The organism is Rhizobium sullae, assembly GCF_025200715.1.
Taxonomy (GTDB): domain Bacteria; phylum Pseudomonadota; class Alphaproteobacteria; order Rhizobiales; family Rhizobiaceae; genus Rhizobium; species Rhizobium sullae.
The window spans coordinates 1308308-1326705 of the sequence record NZ_CP104144.1; the positions used below are offsets into that span (position 1 = coordinate 1308308).

Genomic DNA, 18398 nt, shown 5'->3' on the forward strand with positions numbered 1-18398 from the left:
CGACATCCCGTGGGACCGTGGGAGAAAGACAATGGAACTAGATATCGTCGCGCTATCGCGCTTCCAATTCGCGCTGACGGCACTTTACCACTTCCTGTTCGTGCCGCTGACGCTCGGTCTGTCGGTGCTGCTCGCGATCATGGAGACGACCTATGTGATGACCGGCCGCCAGATCTGGCGGCAGATGACGAAATTCTGGGGCACGCTCTTCGGCATCAATTTCGCACTGGGCGTGGCTACCGGCATCGTCATGGAATTCCAGTTCGGCATGAACTGGAGCTATTACAGCTATTATGTCGGCGACATCTTCGGCGCACCCCTGGCAATCGAAGGGCTCATGGCCTTCTTCCTGGAAGCGACCTTCGTCGGCCTCTTCTTCTTCGGCTGGGACAAGCTCTCGAAAGTCGGGCATCTGGTCGCAACCTGGGCCGTGGCGCTCGGCTCGAACTTCTCGGCACTGTGGATTTTAATTGCCAACGGCTGGATGCAGAACCCGGTCGGCTCGGCGCTCAATCCGCAGACCATGCGCATGGAGATCGTGAGCTTCTTCGACGTCGTCTTCAATCCCGTCGCGCAGGCGAAATTCGTTCATACCGTCTCGGCCGGTTATGTCTGTGCCTCGATCTTCGTGCTCGGCGTTTCGGCCTGGTATATCTTGAAGGGCCGCCATATCGAGCTTGCCAAGCGCTCGATGACGGTTGCCGCCTCCTTCGGCCTTGCCTCGGCTCTCTCGGTGGTCGTGCTCGGGGACGAGAGCGGTTATCTTGCGACGGAAAACCAGAAGATGAAGCTCGCGGCAATCGAGGCGATGTGGGAGACGGAACCGGCGCCGGCAGCCTTCACGGCCTTCGGCTTTCCGGATCAGCAAACCCGCGAAACGCATTTTGCCATCCATATCCCGTGGGTCATGGGCCTGATCGGCACGCGCTCGCTGACGACCGAAATTCCGGGCATCGACAAGCTGGAGAAGCAGGCCGAAACCCGTATCCGCGATGGCATCAAGGCTTACAATGCGCTGATGCAAATCCGCTCGGCCCCGACGCCGGACGGCATCGCGCAGGAGGTTCGCACCTCCTTCGAGGATCTCGGCCACCAACTCGGCTATGCACTTTTATTGAAGCGCTACGTCGACGACCCCCGTCAGGCAACGGAAGAACAGATCGCCCAGGCTGCACGGGACACGATCCCGCATGTGCCGACGCTTTTCTGGTCGTTCCGCATCATGGTCGGGCTCGGCATGTTCTTCATCGTCCTGACGGCAGTCTTCTTCTGGCTGTCGGCCCGCCGCCATCTCGACAAATATCCGTTGCTCTTGAAGATCGCCGTCTTTGCCATACCGCTTCCCTGGATTGCCATCGAGGCAGGCTGGATCGTCGCCGAGATCGGCCGCCAGCCCTGGGTCATCGAAGGGGTATTGCCGACGGCGATGGCGGTCTCCAGCCTGGGGGCAAGCACGGTGCTCATCACCATCATCGGTTTTGCCGCACTTTATACGACGCTGATCGTCGTCGAAATGAGCCTGATGCTAAAGGCGATCAGGCAAGGCCCGGAACCGGATGACGAGCCGGGCGCCGCCCTCATTTCCGAAACCCTCGCACCGGCAGCGGAGTGATCGCCATGATCCTTCATGAACTCATCGACTACGAAACCCTTCGTGTGATCTGGTGGCTGCTGCTCGGCGTGTTGCTGATCGGCTTTGCGGCAACCGACGGCTTCGACCTGGGTGTCGGCACGCTTTTGCCCTTCGTCGCGAAGACCGACACGGAGCGCCGTGTCGCTATCAACACGATCGGCCCGATATGGGAAGGCAACCAGGTCTGGCTCATCGTTGGCGGCGCCGCCACCTTCGCCGCCTGGCCGCCGCTCTATGCCGTTTCCTTCTCGGGCTTCTATCTTGCAATGTTTGCGGTCCTCTTGGCGCTCATCCTGCGCCCGGTCGGCTTCAAATACCGTTCGAAGCGTGAGAGCGCCCGCTGGCGCAACAATTGGGACTGGGCGCTCTTCATCGGCGGCTTCGTGCCGTCGCTGATCTTCGGCGTTGCCGTCGGCAATGTGTTGCAGGGCGTTCCCTTCCGTTTCGCCGACGACATGCGCATCTTCTATGAAGGCTCGTTCTTCGGCCTTCTCAATCCATATGCGCTGCTTTGCGGCTTGCTCTCGGTCGCCATGCTCGTCATGCACGGCGCATCCTGGCTGGTGCTGAAGGCGGGCGGCCCCGTTGCCGAGCGCGCCAGAAACTATGGAAGCATCGCTGCCCTTTGCGTTATCGTGCTCTTTGCGCTCGGCGGCCTCCTCCTGGCGCTTGGCATCGATGGCTATCGCATCACCAGTCCTATCAGTCCGGCCGGTCCGTCGAATCCGCTCTTGAAAACCGCGGAGCATGGCGGTTCATGGCTTGCGAACTACAGCACCCATCCCTGGCTGCTGATCATTCCGGCGTTCGGCTTTTCGGGCGCCGCACTTGCGTTTGCGGCAATGCGGGCCAGGCGGGAGGCCTCGACCCTGCTCTTCAGCAAGCTCTCGATCTTCGGCATCATCTCGACGGTCGGCGTCTCGATGTTTCCCTTCATCCTGCCCTCCTCGCTCGATCCACGCTCGAGCCTGACCGTCTGGGACGCGTCGTCGAGCCATATGACGCTCTTCATCATGCTCGTCGTGTCGCTGATCTTCCTGCCGATCATTTTTGCCTATACCGCCTGGGTCTACAAAGTGCTCTGGGGCAAGGTGGACGAGAAGAGCGTCACGGACAAAAGCGGCCACGCATACTGAAGGAGAAAAACAATGTGGTATTTTGCATGGATTCTGGGGCTCCCGCTCGCAGCCGCCTTCGCCGTCCTCAACGCCATGTGGTACGAACTGGTCGACGACGAAGCCAAGAAGAAGAAACAATAACGCACAAAAAGGTCAGGCCCTGCGGCCTGATCTTTTTGAATGCGTCCTGTCGAACCGCCGCTCACCAGCGCTGACGCGTTTTTGGTTAATCTGGCACAAGGATTGCCTCTTAATATCTATCGGAATATGGCGCGCCGGCAGGAGAGGATATCATGGTGTCAGTCACGGATATGATTGGTGCAACCTGGCGTCTCGAAGATGCGATCCGGGAAGTGATCGCCGACCCACAGGCTTTCTCCAATGAAACCAAACCCATGAAGCAAAAGGCTAAAGTTCTGCCGCACCTTCTGGTGCAGAAGTATCCGCATCTCTCCGATATTGAACACGAACTGCGCGGCGTTTTCGAAACCTGCCGCCTGGCCATTGATCACAAATCGATCAGTCCGGTCGTTGCGAAGGCAGCGGTTGCCATTGCCGACGAATATCGGGAGATCATCATCAAGTTGAAGCACTGAATTCGCCTGGACGCCCGCGCCCCTAAAACTTGGGGACAGGAACGTTTCCCACGCTGCATTTGCTTGACCTTGCGTTATTCATGGTTGACGCGGCGTTCCTGGGACACTAGCACGCTTCTCGAAGGCATTCTGGGGACGTTTCCATGGAAATCTTTACTGCTGCGGGCCTGACTGCACTCCTGCAAGTCATCGCGATCGATCTTGTTCTTGCCGGCGACAACGCCGTCGTCATTGGCCTTGCTGCAGCCGGGCTTCCCGCCGTGCAGCGCAAGAAGGCCATTCTGGTCGGTATTCTTGCCGCCACCGTTTTGCGTATTCTGTTTGCATCCGTGACGGTTCAGCTTTTAAGCATCGTCGGCCTGCTGCTTGCCGGTGGCCTGCTGCTGCTCTGGGTCTGCTGGAAGATGTGGCGCGAACTTCGCTTGCAGCATGCGAACGGTGGCGAGTTTGGTCAGGAAGGTGCTGCCTCCACCGGGCCCAAGAAGACCTTCATGCAGGCTGCAACCCAGATCGTGATCGCCGACGTGTCGATGTCGCTCGACAACGTGCTGGCGGTTGCCGGTGCTGCCCGCGAGCACCCGACCGTGCTGGTCCTGGGCCTTGCACTGTCGATCGCCATGATGGGCGTCGCGGCGGGCATCATCGCCCGGCTGCTCAACCGCCACCGCTGGATCGCCTATGTCGGCCTGCTGATCATCCTCTACGTCGCGCTCGACATGATCCATCGCGGCATCCTGGAAGTTTGGCCGCACCTGCAGCCCTAAGAGCTGACGCAATTGTGATTGAGGGCGGATCGGCGAAAGCCGGTCCGTTTTAATATTCCCAGAAGACAGCGATGCTCATGAGACTGGCGATAGCGATGTCGGTCCCAACGGAACCTTCACGTGTGTGATGACCGCCTGGGAACCGCTCTGCCTGGCAGTGCTATTTTCTGCCTTGGATGCCGGCCGAACGGGGCGAGGCCTGCTTCAGGTGCGGGCGATCGAAACAACAGGTGCCGGGCGCCGCGGGACGGCGCACAAAACTCGATGCCTACGGTCAGGGTCATCGTGCAGTGATCGAACGGACGCAATCGCGCTATGTTAGTTTGCCTTCAAACACCGCGCGCTCGCGGATGAGGCCCTCACCGACAATATCGAAAAACGCGCGCACGCGAGCAGTGCCCTTCAGGTCGGTATGGGTTACGATCCAGAGCTCGCCCGCCAGTTCCGCGATGGGGTCGGCGAGTGCGCGCGCCAGTTCAAGGTCGCTGTCGCCGAGATAACAGGGAAGCAGTGCAACGCCTATCCCGGCTTTGGCAGCTACCAGTTGATTGACCAGACTGCTCGTGCGATAGACAAAGGCGGCTGCCGGGGCGTGACGGCCGAGCCAGTCGGCAGCAGCGATCCCGGCCACATGTTCTTCCCAGCCAATCAACGGATTCCGGACGGCATCCGGCGCCCGCGTCAACGGCCCCCCGATGGCCTCGAGAACCATCGGTGATGCATAGAGCATCCAGCCGACATCGGCGAGTTTGCGTCCCCAAAGGTCACCTTCTCTCGGACGAACCGGACGGAGCGCGATGTCGGCCTCGCGGCGGGACAGGCTGAGCACGCGGTTATCGATCAAGAGCTCGACGACAATCCCCGGATGCACTTGGCGGAACGCAGCGAGGTGCCGTGTCAGCATGCTGTATGCAAGCGTTTCGGAGGAAGTGACGCGCAGCTTGCCGGAGAGCTGGTGATCGCGGCCCGCAATGTCACGATCGAGCGCAAGCGTCTCGTCTTCCATCCGCTCGGCAGCGGCGGCCATTCGTTCACCGGCCTGCGTCACCTGATATGATCCACCCGGAAGGCGTTCGAACAAACGCACGCCAAGTCTCTTTTCCAGCGCATTCAAGCGGCGAAACACGGTCGAATGATCGATAGAGAGCACGCTTGCCGCCGCTGTGAGACTGCCTGTCCTGTGCACGGCCAGGACGAGACGCAGTTCGTTCCAGTCTTCCATTCCAGCCTCCATTCGAGGTCGATAACATATCACGCGCTTGCAACTGTGCAAGCAGGGCTGGCAAAACTCCAACGAGCTTTGCGTTCGTACTGGGCCTATCCTTGCGCTTGTCGAATGACCCATGGGGTCTTCGTCGAACCGCGACAGCACTCGGCACAAGAAGTGACGATTAACCGAAAGGACCCGCCGTGAAGCTCTACTACGCCCCCGGAACCTGCGCGCTATCCCCGCACATCGTCGCCCTGGAAGCTGGAATTCCGATTGAACTCGAGCGGGTGGATATCCGCAAGACGCCACACCTGACCGAAGCGGGTGTGGATTTCGCTGTGATCAATCCCAATCTTTACGTACCGGCGCTAGAACTCGACGACGGCTCGGTGCTGACCGAAGGTACCGCCATCGTCCAGTTGATTGCCGACCTGAAGCCGGATGCCGGTCTGGTTCCGGCATTTGGTTCGCCGGAGCGATATCGCTTGCAGTCCTGGCTGAATTTCATCGCGACCGAACTACACAAAGTGTACAGCCCTTGGCTGTTCCACCCTGAATATGGAACCCAGGCGCAGGACGTGGCGCGCACGAAGATCACCGAGCGTCTTGAATTCGCCGAGGATCATCTCGCCAGGAGCGGGCCGTTTCTGATGGGCGATCGGTTTTCTGCTGCGGACGCCTATCTCTTCACAATCGTCGGCTGGTCCGAATTCGCGAAGATCGACCTTGCCGCTTTTCCCCACCTCCGCGACTTCATGAGCCGGGTCGGTGCGCGGCCGGCGGTTCGTGCGGCAATGGCGGCGGAAGGCATGAAGGTGGCGGCATGAGCAAGTTACAGTGGTTCAGCGCGGCTTTAAGTTCCAGTGTTGTCAAAGCAAAGCCGCGTAAGTGCTTTCAATGAAAGGAGACTTCCATGGGCGCTCCATCCCCCGAACTTTGCAATCTCTGGCTCGCCCGCGCCTTCAACGCTCACGATGTCGTAGCCGCGGCGGCAATGTATCATCCGGAAGCCTCGATCGTGCAGGTCGATGAGGTCCACGGCGGAACCACGATTGCCCGCGGGGCCGACGGCATCCGCCAAACCATGGCTGCCTATATCGGCCTCAAGCCGCACATGGATGTGGTCACCCATCACACCACGATCGCCGGAGACTTCGCCATGACCCGTTCGCAATGGTTAATCAACGGCATTGACGAGGACGGCCAACCAACTGAAGTGCATCATCATGGCATGGAAGTTCACCGCCGGTTGCCCGATGGAAGCTGGGTGTTTTACCTGGATCATCCATTTGGAGCTGATCCAAGTTGGGCTGTCGGCGCACCCCCGCATACCGAATAGCGATGCCGCCATCATCGACGCGCCTGCTGCCGCGTGAGCAGCCAAATCAGATACGGGCCGCCGATCAGCGCGGCAAAGAGCCCTACGGGAACCTGATAGGGATAGATGACGACACGCGAGAGCCAATCGGCGAAAATCAGAACGGCGGCACCGATAAGGATGCTTGCCGCAAGCTGATGCGCCTCTTTCTGGAAGCCCATCAATCTCGCAAGATGCGGGGCCATCAGACCCGTCAGGCTGAGAGGACCAACGAGGTAGGAAGCAATGGCCGTCATGAGTGCTGCGATCGTTGCAAGGACAAGGCGGCTTATGCTCACTGAAAGGCCGAAGGCGCGAGCCGCCGAACCGCCGAGCGGCAGGATGGTCAACCATCGGCTCAGGAAAGGTAGCGGCGCTGCCAGAACGGCCAAGGCGGCCACGGCGGTCCATGCGTCGAACGGTCCCGCCCGATTTGTCGAGCCCGAAAGCCAGGTCAGAAGGGTGTAGCCGCGCATGTCGCCCTGCGCGAGGACCATCGTCACGACCGCCATAGAAAAGGCGCTGATGGCGATGCCGGCAAGCAGCATGCGCTCCGGAGCAAACTGCGCGCGCGCCGCAATCGCGATCATGATGAGCAAGGAGGTAAACGCACCCAGCGCCATCGCGGTCAGCATGACTGTCGGCGACGGAAAGCCGAAAATGAAGAGGGCAACCGTGAGCCCTGCCCCGCCGCCGGCGCTGACGCCCGATACTTCCGGACTGGCAATCGGATTGCCGGTCACGCGCTGCATGATGAAACCTGCCGTTGCCAGCATCGCACCCGCACCGCCGGCGGCAGCCGTGCGCGGCAGGCGAAACGGCAGGAGGTCCGCGAAAAGCGCGCCGCTTGCGATGTGCCATCCGTCATCGGCGGGAGCCACCATCAATGCGAGCGCAATGACCCCCGTGAGTGCGACCAGCAGCACAACCAAGCCGGCGGAAGGCTTGCGGATGCGGCGAAAAGCAGAGGGAGACTGAGGTGCGACCGCCGAGAAGGAATGAATGCGCGGCAGCAGGTAAAGCAGCAGCGGACCGCCGAGAAGTGCCGTTGCTGCTCCCGCAGGCGCAAGATCGGTGAAGCCGGGGCCTAGCAGCTGCGTGATGCAGTCGGTAAAAAACAGCAACCCGGCGCCCGTCAGCGGCGCTGCTATCATGATTTGTCCGGTGGTTCGCGCGCCGGCGAGGCGCGCGATCGTCGGCGCCGCAAGCCCCATGAAGCCAATGATTCCCACACGAGCGGTGACCGAAGCCGAGAGCCAGACCGCCAAAGCCAGCACCGCAAAACGCGTCGCACGAAGAGCCACGCCGAGGCTTCTTGCTCCCGTATCATCCAGCGACAAAACTCTGAGTGGCCGAATAAGCAAGGCGGCGGCGGTGAAGCCGATCGCAAGCCGCGGCGCGAGCGAAATGACTCCGTCCCAGTCCTGCTGGCTGAGCGACCCGGCACCCCAGATGTAGATCGACATCGCATATTCGCCGCGGGCGAGGACGACGGCAACGCTGAGGGCCGACGCAATCAGCGTGATGATCATGCCCGATAGAGCGACGGTTACCGGATCGAGCCCGCGCCGCCAGCTCAAAGCCAGGACGATGGCGACGGCGGCAAGCCCGCCTGCAAAGGCCGCAAGCTCGCGCGAGATGCCCGGCAACGGGGGTGAAAAACTCATCGCCAGCGTGAGCGCCAGCTCAGCACCGGAAGCGATACCCAACGTCGAGGCGTCGGCGATCGGGTTGCGCAGAACTCTCTGCAGAAGCAGGCCGGAAAGCCCAAGAGCAGCGCCGGCGATCAGCGAAAGCACGGCGCGTGGCATCAAGCTCTGCCAGAGCAGGATTGAGTCAAGCGCTGCCTCATCGTCTGGAAGCCTGGGGCGAAGCAGGACGAGCAGCGCGAACGCGACAAGGCAAAGGCCCGCCAGCACGAAACCGGCTGCAAACGGCTGCCGGGTTTGGCATGCAGCAATCGTGCGGTCAGCCATTCCATGCATCGGAAAGCGCCTCCGCGAGAAGATCAGCAAAACGCATCGCTGCCGGTAGCGCGCCGTAGGGGTTGATGGAACCGAGCCTCATCACCCGGCCTTCACGAACGGCAGGAAGCGCGTTCCAGAAGGCGCTGGCGCTCAAAGTCGCCAGCGCATCTTCGGGGTGCGGCGGGATCAGGACGATCCAGGCATCCGGCATGGCGGCGAGCGTCTCGATCCCGACCGGCGCCGTGGCGGAATAGCTGGTCGCGCCCTGCCAGGCATTCGTCAGCCCTGTGCGGTTCAGGACGGCACCGAACATGCTGTCTGAACCGAAGACGCGATAGTGGCGCGAATCGCCGAGATTGATCGGGATGACGGGACGCCCGTCGCCTTGAGAAAAGATGGCGCGATAGCGCTGAAGTTTCGCAGCCAGTTCTTCCGTGAGCTGCCTTGCGGCCTCAAGCTGAAGCCGTTCACCGATTGCCAATGTCGTCTGCTGCGCAAGTGCGTATGGGTCTTCGCCCGGTTTGTAGATCGCGTGATTTTCAACCGATGCGATCGGGCTCATGCGTGCATCCGCCCAGGCATAGAAATTCGAGTTGAAGATCAGGTCGGGTCTGGCGAAACGCAGCACTTCGAAATTCGGTGTGCCCCGCAGTCCCAGGTCGGAAACAGATGCCGGAATCTCGGGCTTCACCACGACCTGGCGGAACTGACGGAGCTCGGTTCCGGCAACTACATTTGCGCCGATTGCAAGCAGCGTTTCGAGCAGCGCCCAGTCAAGCGTCGCGACCCGTGGCGCGTCAGCCGCCCTGACAAAAGGCGGCGTTGCGAGCACAGCTGTCAGCGCCATGAACTGCCTGCGGGTAAAGTGCGCTATGGCCGTCACAGCAGATAGCTGACGGGTTCGCCGCGTGCCGGATGCGAAAAAACGCCCATGCCGACGCCGAAAATCGCGTGCAGCAGGTCGGCGTGCATGATCTCAGCCGGCGTTCCCTGCGCGGTGATGCGCCCGCGGTTGAGCGCGATGATCTCGTCACAATAGCGCGCAGCAAGGTTGATGTCGTGCAGCACGATCACGACGCTCAATCCGCGCTCATGGCTCAGCGACTGGACGAGCGAAAGCACGGATGCCTGGTGCGCGAGGTCGAGCGCCGAGGTAGGCTCGTCAAGCAGTAGGCAGCGGGCGTTCTGCGCCAGCATCATGGCGATCCAGGCGCGCTGGCGCTCGCCGCCGGACATGTTCGCCACCATTCTGTCGCTGAATTCATCAAGATCCGTTCGTGATATGGCGTCATCGACCAAATCACGATCCACTTTTCCGAACCGGCCAAGCGTGCCATGCCATGGAAAGCGGCCGAGCGAAACAAGCTCGCGCACCGTCATGCCGTCGGTTGCCGGCGTGAATTGCGGCATATAGGCGATGTTGCGCGCAAAGGCGCGGCCGCCCCATTCCGCCGCCGCTCTGCCCGCAAGCGTGAGTGTGCCGGAGACGGGCGCGATCTGTCGGGCGATGATTTTCATGAGCGTGCTCTTGCCGGAGCCGTTCGGTCCGACGAGCCCGTAGATGCGCCCGTGCTGCAATGTCAGATCGATGCCCGAAAGGATCGTCCTTGCGCCCGCCGCATAGCCGATGCCCGACATCGTCAAAAAGGGTGTGGACACGATCAAAACCTCCGCTGCCGCATAAAAAAGCATTCGGGAGGGCAAATACCCTTCCGCCTCGCGTTTCCTGCAAAACTATACTTCGATTGTCAACTTACCACTTCTTGCTGAGTTTGAAGGTGATCGTGCGCGCATCGCCGTAGCCGCAGACCGTCAGCCCTCGGCAAGCCGTGACATATTCCTTGTCGAATATGTTGGCGACGTTGAGAGAGGCGCCCCAGTTTTCCTTCTCGTAGCGGATTGCTGCATCGAAGACCGTGGCGGCGGGGACCTTCTTGGTATTGGCTTCGTCTGCCCAGGACCAGCCCTGATAGCGGACACCTGCGCCAAAGCTCATGCCCTCGAAGACACCTGTCGTCAGCGTATAATCGACCCAGAGCGAAGCGGTAACCTTAGGCACGACATAGAGCGAGTTGCCGACGAGCGCCGGGTTGCCTGCATTTTCGAGGACTTCCGTGTCGGTATACGCGATGGAACCGAGCGCCTTCCAGTTCTGGTTGACGTTCACCTTGCCTTCGAGTTCGGCGCCGCGCGACTCGACCTTGCCGAGCTGGGTCTGAGCGAAGGTCACCGGATTGCTGACTGCGTTGTTCCGCTTGGTTATATGGAAGAGCGATGCAGTCAACGAGCCGTCAATGAACGTCGGATCGTATTTGATGCCACCCTCGAACTGCTGGCCTTCTTCCGGCTTGAGCGGCCCGGAAACGCCGGTGCCGATCAGCGGGTTGAAGAAAGTTGCCGCGCTGAAATAAGGTGTCAGACCGTTTTCGAATTCATAAGCAAGGCCTACGCGGCCGCTCACAGCGCTATCGTTCGAGGCATAGGTGGTTCCAACGACAGCATCCGAATTGGTATCGACGTAGTCATAGCGGCCATTGAGCGTCAGCAGCCAACCGTCGCCGAAATGGATGCGGTCCTGAGCATAGACGCCGATCTGCTTCTGAGTCACGACTTGATCGATCCCAACGCCATTTGCCGGCTGCGGCAGTCCGTAGATTGGGTCCGTCGCGCTGATCGGCGTTGCGGTGATCGGCCAGGTCGGCCACTTCTGAATATGATCCAACCTATAATATTTATAGTCGACGCCTGCGAGCAGATTGTGCGTCGCGCCGCCGAGTTCTGCTTCGCCCTCAAGCCGGTTGTCGATCGCAAAAGTATCGACGGCCGAGCGGCCTTCGAAGCCGATGCGGGCGAGCAGGTAGTTCGGCCCAGCCGGGACACCGCCGACCCAACCGTTGAGATACGGGCCGATTTCATGCTTATCGAGGTGGCCGTAACGGAAGTTCTGCGAGAATTTGACGCCGTTGTCGAATTCGTGCTCGAACTCGTAACCAATCATCTTCTGCACATAGCTGCCGTCGTCGATATCCGGCTCGCCGTAAAAAGCGTCACGGTCGATCTTGCCGAAGGGCGCGTCCTCAACGGTGCCGACATAAGGGAAGAAACCGTTACCGGTGTGCACTTGGTCGAGACCGGAAAGGTAGGCCCAGGCGGTAAAGCGAGTGGAAGCATCCGGCGAGACGGTGATCTGCGGCATGATGAAGCCGCGCAGGTCCTCCGAGAAATCCGAATAATTGTCGCCGCCGGCAACCTTGCCGGTGATGCGGTAGGTCATCGTCTCGCTCGAGCCGACCTTGTCGGAGACGTCGAAGCCTGTGAAGGCGTTGCCGTTACTGTTGATGCCGATGTCGGTATAAAAGAGCGGCTCGTCCAGCGGTCGCTTGCGGACCAGGTTGACGATGCCGCCGGGATTGGCACCTCCGTAAAGAACAGACGCCGGGCCTTTCAATACCTCGACGCGCTCCAGCATGAACGGATCGAGCTGAAATCCGCCGAAACCGTAACTGAAGAGCGTGAGGTTATCGAGGAAGACGCCCGTCTGTGTCGCGTCGAAGCCACGGATGTAGAACCAGTCGGTGTCGCCGTCGGTGCCGAAAGGTTGAGTGGTCACGCCCGGAGTATAGCGCAGTGCCTCATCCACCTTGTTCACGACACCGCGGTCATTCATCTCCTCAGCCCCGACAACCGAGACAGACTGCGGTATCTCATTCAAAGGCGTGTCCGACTTGGAACCCGTCGCAGAGCGCTTCGCCGCATAACTGTTCACCGGGCTCGTCGCGGTTGCCTCGGAGTCGCCACTTCCTGCCTCCCCCTGGATGACGACTGGTTTCAGTTCGGTTGTTTCCTGCGCCCCTGCCGGCATCGCGGCCGCCAGCCCGATGGCGGCAACACCGGTCAATAGTTGCGCCTGGAAGATAAGCCCCTTGGTTTGCCCACCCATATTCGTTTACCCCACTTGCACCGCGAAGCTTTGAATACCGCGGCCAATGCCCATTTTGATAAGATGAGCGTTTAACTCAAATTTAAGGGTGTGGATTGTCACATTCGGTGGAATTTGAATGTTTTTGGGCAAATTTTCGCACTGCACGCAAATGCTCGCAGGGCGTTGTTTTCAGGCAACGTGCGCCTTTTTCCAATGGGCCGGCGTGGTGCCCAAATTCTTGCGGAAGACACGTGTGAAATGCGCCTGATCGGAAAAGCCGGTCTCGGCGGCGATCGCCGGAAGCGTGAATTCGCCCCGTGAAAGCAGTTGTTTGGCCCTGTCTAGCCGCGCATTCGTCTGCCACTGGTGGGGCGCAATGCCGGTCGACGCTTTGAAGGCATGGCTAAAATGCGATTGCGACAGGCCGGTGAGATTTGCAAGCTCTTCCAGCCTGATATTGCGAAGGCAATTCTGTTCAATGAATTCCGTGACGCGGCGGAGCTGCCAGCTCGCAAGCTTGCTTCGTTTGCGGGCTGGCGCTTTCGTCAGCTTCATCACGTCGATGATCAGCGACAGGCAAAGCCCGTCGCCGTAAAGATCATGCAGCGGCTCGGGATTGATGCATTCGGCGGCAATCAGATTTGCCAGCGTCAGAACGCGCTCGTCGTGAAAAAGCAGCTGCGCGTCGTTCAAGCGCTTCGGATCGATATCTTCCATTAGCCGACGGCCGACGATCTCAGCGTCGAAATGGACGTCCAGATGCCGGACGAACTGCACATCGACGAGATCGGCCCAAAGCTCCATGCCTGCCGGAACATAAGAGATCGGCCGCCGCGCCGTATCCTGCACTGCGCCGCTGCTCTTCGGCGCCAGTTTGACCTTGGAATTGCCTGCACCGCGCAAGTCGAGAAGAATGAAAAGCCGTGGGTCGCTGGCGACATAATAGCCGCCCGCGTAAGGCGCACACTCGACATCCCACACGTCTGCGACGATGCCGTTCCAATTCCGGCGGTTCATCCCACCGACAACGGAAAAGCCTTCGATCCTGTTCTGCATCCGCGGTTGAAATGTCATATCCGATCCCGCGCCGGTGGGGTCACGATTAAACCTTCTTGCAATACTCAAGTTTCCGTACCGAAAACGGGAGCGATTAGCAAGAGGCAAACCGGGCACGGGAAGCCATCGCACCGCGAGATAAGCGTCATCTTCGAGCCTCTCAAAGCCCGTAGAAGCGCTCGCCGTTCGATGCCCAGATCTTTTGCTGGTCGGCGGGCGGCAGGTTCGTCATGGCATGGCCAAGCGTTTCGATCCAGCGGCTGTAGTCCGCGACCAGATTGACGACCGGCCAATCGCTGCCGAAAACGAGACGATCGGGACCGAAGATTTCGAAGACCGCCTCGAGATAGGGCTGAAGGCGTTCCGGCGTCCAATCCGGACCATCTTCGGTCACGATGCCGGAGATCTTGCAATGGACATGGCGAAGATCGCGGAAGCGTTCCATCTCCCGCAGCCAGGGCTCGAAGCTACCGCTTCCGATTTCAGGCTTGGCCATGTGGTCGACGATCACCGGCAGATCGGGGTAGCGCTCGATGAACCGGATCGTGTTGAGGATATGCCGCGGCTTGATCAAGGCGTCGAACCGGAGCCCGAGGTCGAGCATCGCTCGGACGGCCGGATCGAGCTCTTTCTTCAATATCCAATCGTCTTCGGGCAGATCCTGCAGATAGGGACGGATGCCCTTCAGCTTGGCAAATCGTGCCCAACAGGCAAGGTCGGCTGCGGCCGTCGGCGCAAGAAGATCGAGCCACGCAACGACGCCCTTGATGAAGTCCCGCCCGTCGGCAAGGCCGAGAAGGTAGCCGGTTTCATGAACGGAAGACGCTGCGGATACGACGACAACGCCCTCGACGTTGTTCTTCTCCATCAACGGAACCGCGTCGCGCGGCCCGTAGTCGCGATAAAGCACCTTGTCATCCGGCGACATCCAGAGCGAATAGTAAGGCTCCATGGCCAGTGTCCAGAAATGCATATGGCAATCGACGCGCCGCATCGTCTCCTCCTCAAACGTCTCTCCGCGCGACAAAGAAGGTCAGAAAAGCGTCGGGACGGCAAGTGCAGCGATACACGAAATCGGATTGAAATTCCTCAAGCATCGGATAGGGTTCGGAGGCTTTTTTCATAATCCCGATCTTCCTGGATAGCATACGCCCATGAGCTTCGAATCCGTCCGCGCGTTTTTCAGCGCACATGCACCTGACATCGAAATCGTCGAAACCGCCGAAAGTTCTTCGACGGTGGCACTTGCGGCCGAAGCGCACGGCGTCGAGCCGGCGCAGATCGCCAAGACGATCTGCCTCAGGGTCGGGAACGAAACCATGCTGGTTGTTGCAAGCGGCACTGCCCGCCTCGACAACCGGAAATTCAAGGATGCTTTCGGCGGCAAGGGCCGCATGCTCGGACCGGAGGAAGTCCTGGAGGTTACAGGCCATCCGGTCGGGGGCGTTTGCCCCTTTGGATTGCCCGCGCCGATCCCGGTGTATTGCGATGTTTCTCTGAAGCGTTTCGACGAAGTCGTGCCCGCCGCCGGTTCCACGAACTCGGCGGTGCGCATCCCGACGGAACGGCTGGCCGAACTTACCCGTGCCAAATGGGTCGATGTCTGCCAATAACTCGGCTCGCCAACTTCACATCATCAACAGAATACCTATATTACATCGCAAACATGCCGTGGTTGTGCATGACAGGAGATAAGATGCCGAGTGCCGTTTCGCGTTTTGCCAAGATAGCGGCGATAGCCGTTCTGACGAGCGCTTCCGTTTTTGCTGCCTATAGCGATGCCGAGGCGCGCCGCGCCGGAGGTTTCGGCGGATTCGGCAGCCGCGGAACGCGCACATTCGACGCGCCGCCGGTCACGCGCACCGCGCCTGCACCGGCCGCACCCATGGAACGGACGATGACGCCGCGCCAGCAGACGCCCGCTACCGCTCAGCAGCCTCTTAATGCCCAGCGTCCGGGCGGCCTCTTTGGCGGCTTTGGCCGTTCGATGATCGGCGGCCTGATTGCAGGCGGCCTGCTCGGCATGCTGCTCGGCCATGGCTTCGGCGGCGGCTTCGGTTTTCTTGGCATGCTGCTGCAGATCGCCCTGATTGGTGGCGCGGTCATGCTTGCCATGCGCTTCTTCGCCAATCGCCGCCAGCCGTCCTACGGTGCGGCAGGAGGCCGCGGTCAATCCTTTAACAACATGTCCAGCAACATGTCGTCAAACAGCAATTCGTCCAGCAATTCGTCGTTTCGCATTCCGGCGATCGGCTCAGGCACTGCGGGTTATCAACAGCAACAGCAGCCTCGCGCCGACCGGCCGAGCGACGAAATCGGGCTGGCACAGGCCGATCTCGACCAGTTCGAGGAACTGCTGACCAAGGTGCAGACCGCCTATGGCGCCGAGGACTATAATACGCTTCGCAAGCTGACGACGCCCGAAGCGATGTCCTATCTTGCCGAAGAACTTGGCGAGAATGCCACAAACGGCGTGCGCAACCGCGTCTCGGACGTCAAGCTTCTGCAGGGCGATATCGCCGAAGCCTGGCGCGAGAATGGTCAAGACTATGCAACGCTTGCCATGCGCTATTCGTCAATCGACGCAATGGTCGACCGTGACAGCGGCCATGTCGTTTCCGGTGACGATCGCCAGCCGAGCGAGAGCACCGAGATCTGGACCTTTGTGCGCAAGACCGGCAGCGACTGGAAGCTTGCCGCCATCCAGGGCACGGAGCAGCGTGCCGCCTGAGATATCAAGTCTTGAAGGTGTAGTCGGTGATCGACTGCGCCTTCATTTCAATCGAAAAACCTGGTTTTGACGGCGGCATATAGGCCGCGTCCCTGATCACGCACGGGTCGAGGAAGTGTTCGTGCAGATGGTCGACATATTCGATCACGCGCCCGTCCTTGGTCGCGGACACCGCGACATAGTCGATCATCGACAGGTGCTGTACATACTCGCAAAGACCGACGCCGCCGGCGTGCGGCCAGACTGGCAGACGGTATTTGGCGGCGAGCAGCAGCACGGCCAGAACCTCGTTCAGGCCGCCCATGCGGCAGGAATCGATCTGAACGATGTCGATCGCACCTTCGGCGATGAACTGCTTGAACATGATGCGGTTCTGGCACATCTCGCCGGTTGCCACCTTGACCGGGCCGATGGCATCGCGGATCTTCCGGTGTCCGGCGACGTCGTCGGGACTTGTCGGTTCCTCGATGAAATAGGGTTTGGCAAAAGCGAGTTCCTTCACCCAGCCGATCGCCTGCCCGACCTCCCAGACCTGATTGGCATCGATCATCAGGTAACGATCCGGGCCAATCACCTCGCGGGCAATGCGCAGCCGGCGGATATCGTCTTCAAGATCGCGGCCGACCTTCATCTTCACGTGGTTGAAGCCGGCATCGATTGCCTCCTGGCAAAGGCGGCGCAGCTTTGCGTCGTCATATCCGAGCCAGCCGGCAGACGTCGTATAGCAGGCGTAACCTTCCTTTTCGAGCGTCGCGATCCGTTCCGTCTTTCCGACCTCGGCACTCCTTAGGATCGTAACCGCCTCGTCGCGCGTCAGCACGTCGGTCAGGTAGCGATAGTCGACGATGTCAGCGATCTCCTCGGGGCTCATCTCCGCAACCAGCCGCCACACAGGCTTTCCCGCCTGCTTGGCGAGAAGATCCCAGACCGCGTTGACAACGGCGCCTGTCGCCAAATGGATGGCCCCCTTCTCCGGACCGATCCAGCGAAGCTGGCTGTCGCTCGTCAGATGCCGCCAGAATTTGCCCGGCTGGGCGAGGACGTCGGCAAGGTCCGCGCCGACAACCAGATGCGCCATCGCCTTTATCGCCATGCAGCAGATGTCGTTGCCGCGGCCGATCGTGAAGGTGAGCCCGTGGCCCGAAAGCCCTGGCTCATCCGTATCCAGAATGACGTAAGCCGCTGAATAATCGGGATCCGGGTTCATAGCATCGGAGCCGTCGAGGCTTTGCGAGGTCGGAAAACGAAGATCGGAAACACGAATGCCGGTTATGCGGGTCATGGGCTCCTCCCGAACTGGCCGGGCAGTCAGATCGTCCAGCCGCCGTCGATGGCGAAGGCCTGTCCGCTGGTATAGGTAGCACCGGCGAGATAGACGGCAAGATCGGCAATTTCTTCCGGCGTGCCGAGGCGGCCCATCGGCTGGCGGGAAATGAAGGCGGCCCGTGCTGCGTCGTAGTCCCCCTGCGCGCGCATGCGGTCCTGCAGCGAGGGGCTCTCGACGGTTCCGGGGCAAATGGCGTTGCAGCGGATGCCGTTCGAAACGTAATCGGCGGCAACCGATTTCGTAAGGCCGATCACCGCCGCCTTGGTGACGCCATAGGCAAAGCGGTTCGGCACGCCCTTGATGCTGGAGGCGACCGAAGCCATGTTGATGATTGAGCCGTCCTTCCGCTCCAGCATGCCGGGAAGCACAGCGCGGATCGTGCGGATCATCGCCTTGACGTTGAGGTCGAAAGCGAATTCCAGATCGGAATCCTTCATTTCCAGGATGGATCCGGCATGAACGAAACCGGCGCAGTTGAAGAGCACGTCGACCGCGCCGATTTCAGCGACCAATGCCTTCACGGCCTCCTCGTCGAGCACGTTCAGCTTGTGTGCCGACACCCCGGTCTCGGCGGCAAGAGTTGCCAGTGCATCCGTATTGATATCTGTCGCATGAACCGTGGCCCCGGCGTTCTGAAAGGCAATCGCGCTGGCACGCCCGATGCCTTGGGCCGCCGCTGTGACGAGAACGGTCTTGCCGGAAAGAGTGATGGTCATG

18 protein-coding genes are annotated in these 18398 nt (G+C 60.4%); 9 read left to right on the forward strand and 9 right to left on the reverse strand.

From position 1 onward, the window contains the following. Positions 1 to 31 precede the first annotated feature (31 nt). From N2599_RS26995 to N2599_RS27015, 5 genes are all read left to right on the forward strand, one after another. Positions 32 to 1612 carry a cytochrome ubiquinol oxidase subunit I gene (locus tag N2599_RS26995; protein WP_027509615.1) on the forward strand — a complete coding sequence of 527 codons (1581 nt, stop codon included), beginning with the start codon at positions 32 to 34 and terminating at the stop codon, positions 1610 to 1612. A gap of 5 nt (positions 1613 to 1617) precedes the next feature. After that, positions 1618 to 2769, forward strand: a complete 1152-nt coding sequence (cydB, locus tag N2599_RS27000; RefSeq protein WP_027509614.1) for a cytochrome d ubiquinol oxidase subunit II — start codon at positions 1618 to 1620, stop codon at positions 2767 to 2769. Between the two features lie 12 nt (positions 2770 to 2781). Further along, positions 2782 to 2892, forward strand: a complete 111-nt coding sequence (gene cydX / locus N2599_RS27005; protein ID WP_027509613.1) for a cytochrome bd-I oxidase subunit CydX — start codon at positions 2782 to 2784, stop codon at positions 2890 to 2892. Between the two features lie 152 nt (positions 2893 to 3044). Beyond that, a complete protein-coding gene (locus N2599_RS27010; RefSeq protein ID WP_027509612.1) occupies positions 3045 to 3347 on the forward strand; it encodes a hypothetical protein in 303 nt (100 codons plus the stop codon). Between the two features lie 143 nt (positions 3348 to 3490). Further along, positions 3491 to 4111, forward strand: a complete 621-nt coding sequence (locus N2599_RS27015) for a TerC family protein (RefSeq protein WP_027509611.1) — start codon at positions 3491 to 3493, stop codon at positions 4109 to 4111. Positions 4112 to 4424: 313 nt separating this feature from the next. Here N2599_RS27015 and N2599_RS27020 read toward each other — a convergent pair whose 3' ends face one another. Next, complete coding sequence (locus tag N2599_RS27020) at positions 4425 to 5333, reverse strand: LysR family transcriptional regulator (RefSeq protein WP_051336529.1); 909 nt, start codon at positions 5331 to 5333, stop codon at positions 4425 to 4427. Positions 5334 to 5521: 188 nt separating this feature from the next. Here N2599_RS27020 and gstA point away from each other — a divergent pair, with 188 nt between their 5' ends. Beyond that, the gene (gene gstA, locus N2599_RS27025) at positions 5522 to 6148 is read left to right on the forward strand and encodes a glutathione transferase GstA (RefSeq protein WP_027509609.1); all 627 of its coding nucleotides are present in this window, start codon (positions 5522 to 5524) and stop codon (positions 6146 to 6148) included. An 86-nt stretch (positions 6149 to 6234) separates the two neighbouring features. Continuing rightward, positions 6235 to 6660, forward strand: a complete 426-nt coding sequence (locus tag N2599_RS27030; protein ID WP_027509608.1) for a YybH family protein — start codon at positions 6235 to 6237, stop codon at positions 6658 to 6660. Between the two features lie 11 nt (positions 6661 to 6671). On the opposite strand, the gene fhuB is transcribed toward N2599_RS27030, so the two are convergent. The 6 genes from fhuB to N2599_RS27060 all read right to left on the reverse strand — a co-directional run bounded on the left by fhuB (position 6672) and on the right by N2599_RS27060 (position 14617). Further along, the gene (gene fhuB, locus N2599_RS27035) at positions 6672 to 8654 is read right to left on the reverse strand and encodes a Fe(3+)-hydroxamate ABC transporter permease FhuB (RefSeq protein ID WP_037141704.1); all 1983 of its coding nucleotides are present in this window, start codon (positions 8652 to 8654) and stop codon (positions 6672 to 6674) included. Then, positions 8647 to 9492 carry an ABC transporter substrate-binding protein gene (locus N2599_RS27040; RefSeq protein WP_051336528.1) on the reverse strand — a complete coding sequence of 282 codons (846 nt, stop codon included), beginning with the start codon at positions 9490 to 9492 and terminating at the stop codon, positions 8647 to 8649. Before N2599_RS27040 ends, fhuB begins: the two co-directional genes overlap by 8 nt. Before the next feature lie 32 nt (positions 9493 to 9524). Then, positions 9525 to 10283 (reverse strand): ABC transporter ATP-binding protein, encoded by a 759-nt coding sequence (locus tag N2599_RS27045; RefSeq protein ID WP_425327112.1) that lies wholly within the window; start codon positions 10281 to 10283, stop codon positions 9525 to 9527. A 115-nt stretch (positions 10284 to 10398) separates the two neighbouring features. Then, positions 10399 to 12585 (reverse strand): TonB-dependent siderophore receptor, encoded by a 2187-nt coding sequence (locus N2599_RS27050; protein ID WP_027509604.1) that lies wholly within the window; start codon positions 12583 to 12585, stop codon positions 10399 to 10401. A gap of 171 nt (positions 12586 to 12756) precedes the next feature. After that, the gene (locus tag N2599_RS27055) at positions 12757 to 13641 is read right to left on the reverse strand and encodes a helix-turn-helix domain-containing protein (protein ID WP_027509603.1); all 885 of its coding nucleotides are present in this window, start codon (positions 13639 to 13641) and stop codon (positions 12757 to 12759) included. A gap of 142 nt (positions 13642 to 13783) precedes the next feature. Continuing rightward, the gene (locus tag N2599_RS27060; RefSeq protein ID WP_037141701.1) at positions 13784 to 14617 is read right to left on the reverse strand and encodes an amidohydrolase family protein; all 834 of its coding nucleotides are present in this window, start codon (positions 14615 to 14617) and stop codon (positions 13784 to 13786) included. Between the two features lie 160 nt (positions 14618 to 14777). On the opposite strand from N2599_RS27060, the gene N2599_RS27065 reads away from it, so the two are divergent. Together N2599_RS27065 and N2599_RS27070 are read left to right on the forward strand one after the other, a co-directional pair. Beyond that, positions 14778 to 15236 (forward strand): YbaK/EbsC family protein, encoded by a 459-nt coding sequence (locus N2599_RS27065; RefSeq protein WP_027509602.1) that lies wholly within the window; start codon positions 14778 to 14780, stop codon positions 15234 to 15236. Positions 15237 to 15319: 83 nt separating this feature from the next. Continuing rightward, a complete protein-coding gene (locus N2599_RS27070; protein ID WP_027509601.1) occupies positions 15320 to 16354 on the forward strand; it encodes a Tim44 domain-containing protein in 1035 nt (344 codons plus the stop codon). A gap of 4 nt (positions 16355 to 16358) precedes the next feature. On the opposite strand, the gene N2599_RS27075 is transcribed toward N2599_RS27070, so the two are convergent. Beyond that, positions 16359 to 17636, reverse strand: coding sequence for an L-fuconate dehydratase (locus tag N2599_RS27075; protein WP_027509600.1), 1278 nt, complete (start codon positions 17634 to 17636; stop codon positions 16359 to 16361). Positions 17637 to 17662: 26 nt separating this feature from the next. After that, positions 17663 to 18397: an SDR family oxidoreductase gene (locus N2599_RS27080; protein WP_027509599.1), complete on the reverse strand. Its 735-nt coding sequence runs from the start codon at positions 18395 to 18397 to the stop codon at positions 17663 to 17665. Position 18398 lies beyond the last annotated feature (1 nt).